Below are 6431 nucleotides of genomic sequence, written 5' to 3' on the forward strand. Positions count from 1 at the left end.
ATCACCTTCCTTCTTACTTATTATCATATCAATTTTGACTATTGTATGACAAACATTCAGCTTCAAAAGGGTTTTTAGTAAAAATTCTAATATTTTTCACATTTTTAGTATTTTTTATCCATTTCTATAAAATCTTCATTGGTATAATAGTTATAATAAGTCGATGAAAGAGGTATAAAATATGGAGATTTCACCTTATTACGAAAAAAAAATTCAATGTCTTAATTGCAAAAAAGAATTTCCAACGTTAAAAGTACGCTCTAAATTCATTAAAGTAGATCATACAGAAACAGATTTTCATCCTATTTATGCAGACGGTGTAAATGCCCTTTATTATAATGTATTTGTTTGTGAGCATTGCGGATTTTCATTTACAGAAGACTTTTCAAAATATTTTTCTCCTGGCACGCAAGATGATATTCGCGCGCAAATTACAGAAAAATGGGTACACCATGATTTTAAGGGCGAACGCACTGTATTCCAAGCAATACAAGCATATAAATTAGCCTTCCTTTGCGGTACGATTAAAAAAGAAAAATTTGTTGCTATAGCTGGGCTTACATTACGTCTTGCATGGCTATATCGTTCACTAAAAAACGAAGGCCAAGAGCAACGGTTTATGACAATGGCCCGAGATTACTATATGGATTCTTATTCAACTGAGGATTACAGCTCAACGCAAATGTCAGATATACGCATTATGTATATGATTGCCGAACTATCACGACGTGTAGGTGATTTAGAAAATGCTACACGCTTCTTTTCAAAGGTCATTGAAAAGCAAAGTATTGGCGGAGAAGCGAAGATCGTAGATATGGCTAAGGAACAATGGGCAATTATTCGAGAAGAAAAAGAACATGCCCGCCAAGTTTAAGAAAAAAAAGTTCTAGCCTGAATGCATCAGCTAGAACTTTTTTAGTCGTTTTAGAATACTTGCTCTACTTCAATAATACCTGGTACTTCTTCTAATAATGCGCGCTCGATACCAGCTTTAAGTGTAATTGTTGAACTTGGGCAACTACCACATGCACCTAATAAACGTAATTTTACAATGCCGTCTTCTACATCTACTAATTCACAGTCTCCACCGTCACGTAGTAAGAATGGGCGTAATTTATCTAATACCTCTTGAACTTGATCGTTAATTGTTGCTTCTGCCATTTGTCTCGACTCCTTTCCTTATAATGATTATAATGTTAGCAACAGAAAAAATCCAATATTGAATCACGAGGAGTGGAAATGAAATGAGTCAAACGAAACCAATGATTGAAATTTACGGAACAGCGGTTATCTGTGCAAGTTGTGTCAATGCGCCATCTTCAAAGGATACATATGAGTGGCTACAAGCAGCCATAGATCGAAAATATCCAAATCAAGGATATGATATTCGCTATATCGATATCGAGGGACCAATTGAGAATGAGCGCGATCAAGATTATGCTACACGCATTCAAGAAGATGAATTTTTTTATCCACTTGTCCTTATAAATAATGAAGTAGTGGGCGAAGGCTATGTGCAATTAAAGCCTGTATTTACTGCACTTGAAAATTTAGGTTTCGTTCCTGACGAAACTGTTTAAAAGAAATAAAAGGAATTGTTTCAAAAGTAAATTTTGAAACAATTCCTTTTTATAAAGATCAACGAACTAATTAGTCATTTTGACGTTTGTAGTACCATAATAATCCTGATTTCATTAAGCGTGCGATACGTCCTGTTACTGTTGTATCTGCTAAGTAAACGAAGCCTTGTTTTTTACCAAGAGCTCCCATGAATCCTTTTAATTTAATATCAGGCATTTTCTCAGGTAAGTTTTCGCCTTTCCAACGCATGCGAAGTACTTTGACGATTTGTTCTGCTTGCTCCTCCGCTAACTGCGCAGTTGGAGGTAATTCTGAAGCAGCACAGTCACCTACAACATATACATGCTCATCATCAAGAAGATTGAAATATTGTGTGACAAGCGGACGTCCTTGTTTATCTTTCTCAACTTCTAAATCACGAACAATTTTAACAGGCTGTACACCAGCAGTCCAAACTACAGAATCGAGTGCAATTTCTTCTTCGTGATTGTAAATTTTACCTTGATCAATTTTTGTAATATTTGAATTGGCAATGACTTCGACATTATGTTTTACGAACCAGTCTTTTACATATTTGCTTAGCTTTTCTGGGAAGTCCTTCAGAATACGAGGACCACGGTCGAATAGCTTAATTTTCAAATCTGATCGGCTTTCACGTAACTCACTTGCAAGCTCAATACCACTTAAGCCAGCTCCTACAATTCCGACTGTAGAGCCTGCTGGTAAACCACAAAGTGCTTGGAATGTTGAACGTGATTTCGCCATTGTCTGAATGCTATATGTGTACTCCTCTGCACCTGGTACACCATGATATTTATCCTCACAGCCAAGACCAATTACTAAATCATCATATTCAATACGTTGTCCATCTTCTAGAATGACTACTTTTTCCGCACGATTAATTTCAACAACTTCTCCATATACAGCCGATAAACGTTCATGCTCTGGAAAGCTTACTCGAATTTCTTTATCTGTTGCAGTCCCTGCTGCTAATGCGTAAAATTCTGTTTTTAAACTATGGAAAGGGGCTCTGTCTACTAGCACGATTTCTGTGTCTAATGGAACATTTGGTAATAATCGAAGCATCAGACGCATATTGCCGTAGCCGCCACCTAAAAGTACTAATTTTCCCATAATAGTCTCCTTTTATATCTCTTGTATTAATTGTTCACAAAGTATCCACAAATGAGTATAACTGATTGTGAGAAGTTTCACAATATCAGAATGCAATTTTGTGAAAGATTTCACAAAATACATGCTAACTTGCTTTTTTCGAACGATTTTTGTATCATTTGAGATCCGATAAATTGTCGCTATTGTTCGAATTTTCCTTGAATATCGTTTTCTTCTCTTCACTTTTGTAAAGGGAATTTACATCATTTGGCGTGCGCACAACTTTATCACTTAGTATCTGCTTTTATATCATGATCAACTCAAATCATTGACGAATGTTTTAAAAGCGAGTAGCATTACTTTGGTGAGGTGACATGTATGAATCCAATGGTTGAATTTTGTATAAGTAATTTAGCAAACGGCTCCCAAAAAACTTATGAAATATTAGAGCGTGATCCGAACATCGACGTTTTGGAATATGGCTGCCTTAGTTACTGTACAAAATGTTCAGAATCATTTTATGCAATCGTCAATGGTGAACTAGTTGAGGCTGATTCTCCTGAAGCGTTGACGAATGCCATTTATCAATTTATCGAAGAAAATCCGTTATGGTAATGAAGGCGTAATACCTCATTCATATAATGATGAAACACTTACTCTAAATTTGAACATATAAAAAGGATGTTATGCCAAAAAAATCGACATAAGCATCCTTTTTTTATGTTTGAACTATTCATTCAATTATGCCTCGGCAATTAAAGCTTCTACTACATAGGTAGGTTGCTGCTCCTTCTCAAGTACAACCTTTGTTGGTGTAACACCCGTATTTACATGGATTGTGTCACAGCCATAACGAATTCCACACATAATATCTGTGTCGTAATTATCGCCAATCATCACCATTTCATCTTTCTTAAAGTCATGCTCTGTTGCAATGACTTCAAGCATTGCAGGTGATGGTTTACCGATATAGATTGGCTCAACGTCTGCAACCTCACCTACTAATCGGGCAAACGACCCATTACCTGGCAAAAATCCATGTTCTGTCGGGAATTTAATATCTTGATTCGTTGCTATAAACGTCGCACCATTTTGCACAGCAATTGTAGCCTTCGCAAGTGCCATATAATCTAGATTTCGATCAATTCCCATAACAAATACCTCTGGCTCATTCTCAGTTGGTTCAATGCCTTCATTAAATAACGCTTTACGAATACCATCAGAACCTAGCATGGCTACTTTTTTGCCAGGGAAATTCAAGGCTACATATTTTGCAGTAACTAATGCACTAGAGTAAATATGTTCTAACGGTGCATTCACACCTATAGCGCTTAAAGCTTCCTGCAGTTGCTCTCTTGTCTTAGAAGAATTGTTTGTTACGTAAAATGGCTCGATTCCTATTTGTTGTAACCGATGAATAAAAGTAATCGCAGAAGGAATGCCGTCCTTTCCACGGTACACTGTACCATCTAAATCAAAACAATATGCCTTGTAAGTTTTCATTGATGATCCTCTGGTAAAAATGCTGAAACAGGGCCGAGTTCATTTGTTAAATAACTATTCACAGCTGGTGAGAATTGCTTTAATGCTGGTAAAGTCGTTGTTAACACATTAACAACTTCCTGAACATCTACATTTGTGAATTCACGAACAAGCATTTTACGTAAGCCAACTACCGCTTTTAACGGTGCTTCCATGTCAGTAGATACGACTTTTTCATCGATTAAAATATCAATAATATCCTCATAGCTTCCTGGATCACGCATAATGAAACCGTCAATCATTAAATTTCCTACATCCATCATTGACTCCATCACATTGTGACCAATTCGCTCGATTGCTAATTTCTTCATATCATTTTCTAGCCAGCTATCTTCTGACTCTAAAATTGCTAATAGTCTATCTAAGTACTGTAAGTTTTTTGTGATTTTATTACGATCTACAAAATACACAAGGAAAGCCCCCATTCAAATCTTTAAAAGTTGATAGTCATTTCTCTTCTATAGTACCATATCTATAGGACTGGAAGGAGATTAAAAGATGGAACGTTTTTTTTTATATGATGATGTAGAAGATACAAAAACACGCTTTGTTAGTTTTGCAGGGAATAGGTTACGTTATGATTTAGCCATTTTGCAATCGGGTCGTTTCTTTGGAAAAGTGCTTGTCATGGATATTCAATTTGGACGCTTTGCTATAATTGGTCCAGATGATGTAGAAGAGCCTGGCTATCTTGAACACGTATACAATCGCACAGAGGAAGATACAGTCGAGCTACGGGAATACTTACGTGAATTATTAAATTAACACCCTCCAAAGTGGGTGTTTTTTTGTGCCTGCAATATAGCAATTAAGAATTTAATACAAAAAAATTCCGCTTTTCTGCGAAATTAGGGTACTAATTTACGCACTGTGCAACAGAAGGTTGGCGGAATTTTTTTGTAAATATCTTAAGTATCAATTATGCCTCATCGGATCGTGCTCCTACTTTTCATTATTTAATTTAGCAGGATTATCCTTATTGCGAGGCTTGTCTTTGTTCTCATTGTCATTTTGTTTTTTGGCTTGTTGATTTTGCCCAATTACGCCTAAGTCATCAACACTAATATCAAAGCCAAAACCATATTCTTCTCGATCTAACGATTTTTTATTTTCTTTAGTCAAATTAATCACCTCCAATAAATAAATTATCCTTATTTACATGATTTATACGCTTTGTCTTTCCACTTCAACAATACTAGCGTTATGCTGTTGCATCCTTAATAATCCAATCAGCAGCACTAAGTAAATCTGGAAAAATCGCATCTGCCAGTGGATCTTTCGCACCTAAAAATACTCCCTTAGTTCCTGCTCGTTTGCCTGCTATAATATCTGTATCCGTATCTCCCACCATGTAGGATTTTGCTAAGTCAATATTATATTTTTCACCAAGATCTACGATTAATTTACTACTGGGTTTACGGCAGGCACAGCCCGACTTTGGTTTATGGGGGCAATAGACAACTTCGTGAATCATGGCCCCTTCCTTCTTCAATTCTTTTACCATATGCTCGTGTATTTTTTGTAGCTGCGTTTCTTTCATAAACCCCAATCCAACGCCACCTTGATTGGTTACTACAAATATATAGTCGAAGTATTTATTCAATTTTTTTATAGCTTTCGAAACATGCGGCAGGAAATAGAGATCCTTAGGTTTATTGACAAATTTAACGCGATCCGTTAAAACTTCATTGATGACCCCATCACGATCCAAAAATACAGCTTTTTTCATCTAAACAACACACACCTTTAATAAAACTGGAATTAATTTTAAAATCCGTCCTTTTTGATTCACCACCAAAAGTTGGAGATGGTATTTGTTAAAACGTATATCCTGAATATAAGTTGATTGGAGTGGAGGCTGGGCGACTCCTTGGGGATCAGCGATAGAGGAACGAAGGCTAAAAGCATCACATCCTGTGATAACGCCTTCGTGACCAACATCGTGTTGGCCCGAGACCCTGCAGCGCAACGGATGTTTTCTGTGCGAAAGCAGAGTGTTAACGTAGCGACAGCAACACCAAAAGCGGCTCATCGGACACCCCAGGAAGCTTTGCTCTGTGCGAAAGCGGAGCGGCAGCTACAAATGTTTTTTCTGTGCGAAAGCGAAGCGGCAGCTACAAATGTTTTTTCTGTGCGAAAGCGAAGCGGCAGCAACAAATGTTTTTTCTGTGCGAAAGCGAAGCGGCAGCAACAAA

Annotated in this window: 11 protein-coding genes; 5 read left to right on the top strand and 6 right to left on the bottom strand. The window is 36.9% G+C overall.

Annotation, left to right across the window (positions count from 1 at the left end; all coding sequences use genetic code 11):
* Positions 1 to 181 precede the first annotated feature (181 nt).
* Positions 182 to 874: a DUF2225 domain-containing protein gene (locus C7Y47_RS21175; protein WP_142510558.1), complete on the top strand. Its 693-nt coding sequence runs from the start codon at positions 182 to 184 to the stop codon at positions 872 to 874.
* Positions 875 to 924: 50 nt separating this feature from the next.
* Here the strand turns inward: C7Y47_RS21175 and C7Y47_RS21180 are convergent, their stop codons facing one another.
* Positions 925 to 1161 carry a NifU family protein gene (locus C7Y47_RS21180; RefSeq protein WP_010857481.1) on the bottom strand — a complete coding sequence of 79 codons (237 nt, stop codon included), beginning with the start codon at positions 1159 to 1161 and terminating at the stop codon, positions 925 to 927.
* Positions 1162 to 1244: 83 nt separating this feature from the next.
* Between C7Y47_RS21180 and C7Y47_RS21185 the strand changes: the two genes are divergently transcribed.
* Positions 1245 to 1580: a YuzD family protein gene (locus C7Y47_RS21185; protein WP_142510559.1), complete on the top strand. Its 336-nt coding sequence runs from the start codon at positions 1245 to 1247 to the stop codon at positions 1578 to 1580.
* A 70-nt stretch (positions 1581 to 1650) separates the two neighbouring features.
* On the opposite strand, the gene C7Y47_RS21190 is transcribed toward C7Y47_RS21185, so the two are convergent.
* Positions 1651 to 2715, bottom strand: coding sequence for an NAD(P)/FAD-dependent oxidoreductase (locus C7Y47_RS21190; RefSeq protein WP_142510560.1), 1065 nt, complete (start codon positions 2713 to 2715; stop codon positions 1651 to 1653).
* A gap of 357 nt (positions 2716 to 3072) precedes the next feature.
* Here C7Y47_RS21190 and C7Y47_RS21195 point away from each other — a divergent pair, with 357 nt between their 5' ends.
* Positions 3073 to 3309 carry a YuzB family protein gene (locus C7Y47_RS21195; RefSeq protein WP_142510561.1) on the top strand — a complete coding sequence of 79 codons (237 nt, stop codon included), beginning with the start codon at positions 3073 to 3075 and terminating at the stop codon, positions 3307 to 3309.
* A gap of 126 nt (positions 3310 to 3435) precedes the next feature.
* Here the strand turns inward: C7Y47_RS21195 and C7Y47_RS21200 are convergent, their stop codons facing one another.
* Complete coding sequence (locus C7Y47_RS21200; RefSeq protein ID WP_142510562.1) at positions 3436 to 4197, bottom strand: TIGR01457 family HAD-type hydrolase; 762 nt, start codon at positions 4195 to 4197, stop codon at positions 3436 to 3438.
* Complete coding sequence (locus tag C7Y47_RS21205; protein ID WP_142510563.1) at positions 4194 to 4646, bottom strand: DUF86 domain-containing protein; 453 nt, start codon at positions 4644 to 4646, stop codon at positions 4194 to 4196. Before C7Y47_RS21205 ends, C7Y47_RS21200 begins: the two co-directional genes overlap by 4 nt.
* A gap of 88 nt (positions 4647 to 4734) precedes the next feature.
* On the opposite strand from C7Y47_RS21205, the gene C7Y47_RS21210 reads away from it, so the two are divergent.
* Positions 4735 to 5001 carry a DUF3055 domain-containing protein gene (locus tag C7Y47_RS21210; protein ID WP_142510564.1) on the top strand — a complete coding sequence of 89 codons (267 nt, stop codon included), beginning with the start codon at positions 4735 to 4737 and terminating at the stop codon, positions 4999 to 5001.
* 177 nt (positions 5002 to 5178) lie between these two features.
* On the opposite strand, the gene C7Y47_RS21215 is transcribed toward C7Y47_RS21210, so the two are convergent.
* Entirely contained in the window at positions 5179 to 5373 is a 195-nt protein-coding gene (locus C7Y47_RS21215) for a hypothetical protein (RefSeq protein ID WP_142510565.1), read from the bottom strand.
* Positions 5374 to 5437: 64 nt separating this feature from the next.
* Positions 5438 to 5965: a D-glycero-alpha-D-manno-heptose-1,7-bisphosphate 7-phosphatase gene (locus tag C7Y47_RS21220; RefSeq protein ID WP_142510566.1), complete on the bottom strand. Its 528-nt coding sequence runs from the start codon at positions 5963 to 5965 to the stop codon at positions 5438 to 5440.
* Positions 5966 to 6106: 141 nt separating this feature from the next.
* Between C7Y47_RS21220 and C7Y47_RS25270 the strand changes: the two genes are divergently transcribed.
* On the top strand, positions 6107 to 6431 hold a 325-nt coding region (locus tag C7Y47_RS25270), incomplete at its 3' end, for a hypothetical protein (protein ID WP_221887680.1).

This window comes from Lysinibacillus sphaericus, from assembly GCF_006864135.1.
Taxonomy (GTDB): Bacteria; Bacillota; Bacilli; order Bacillales_A; family Planococcaceae; genus Lysinibacillus.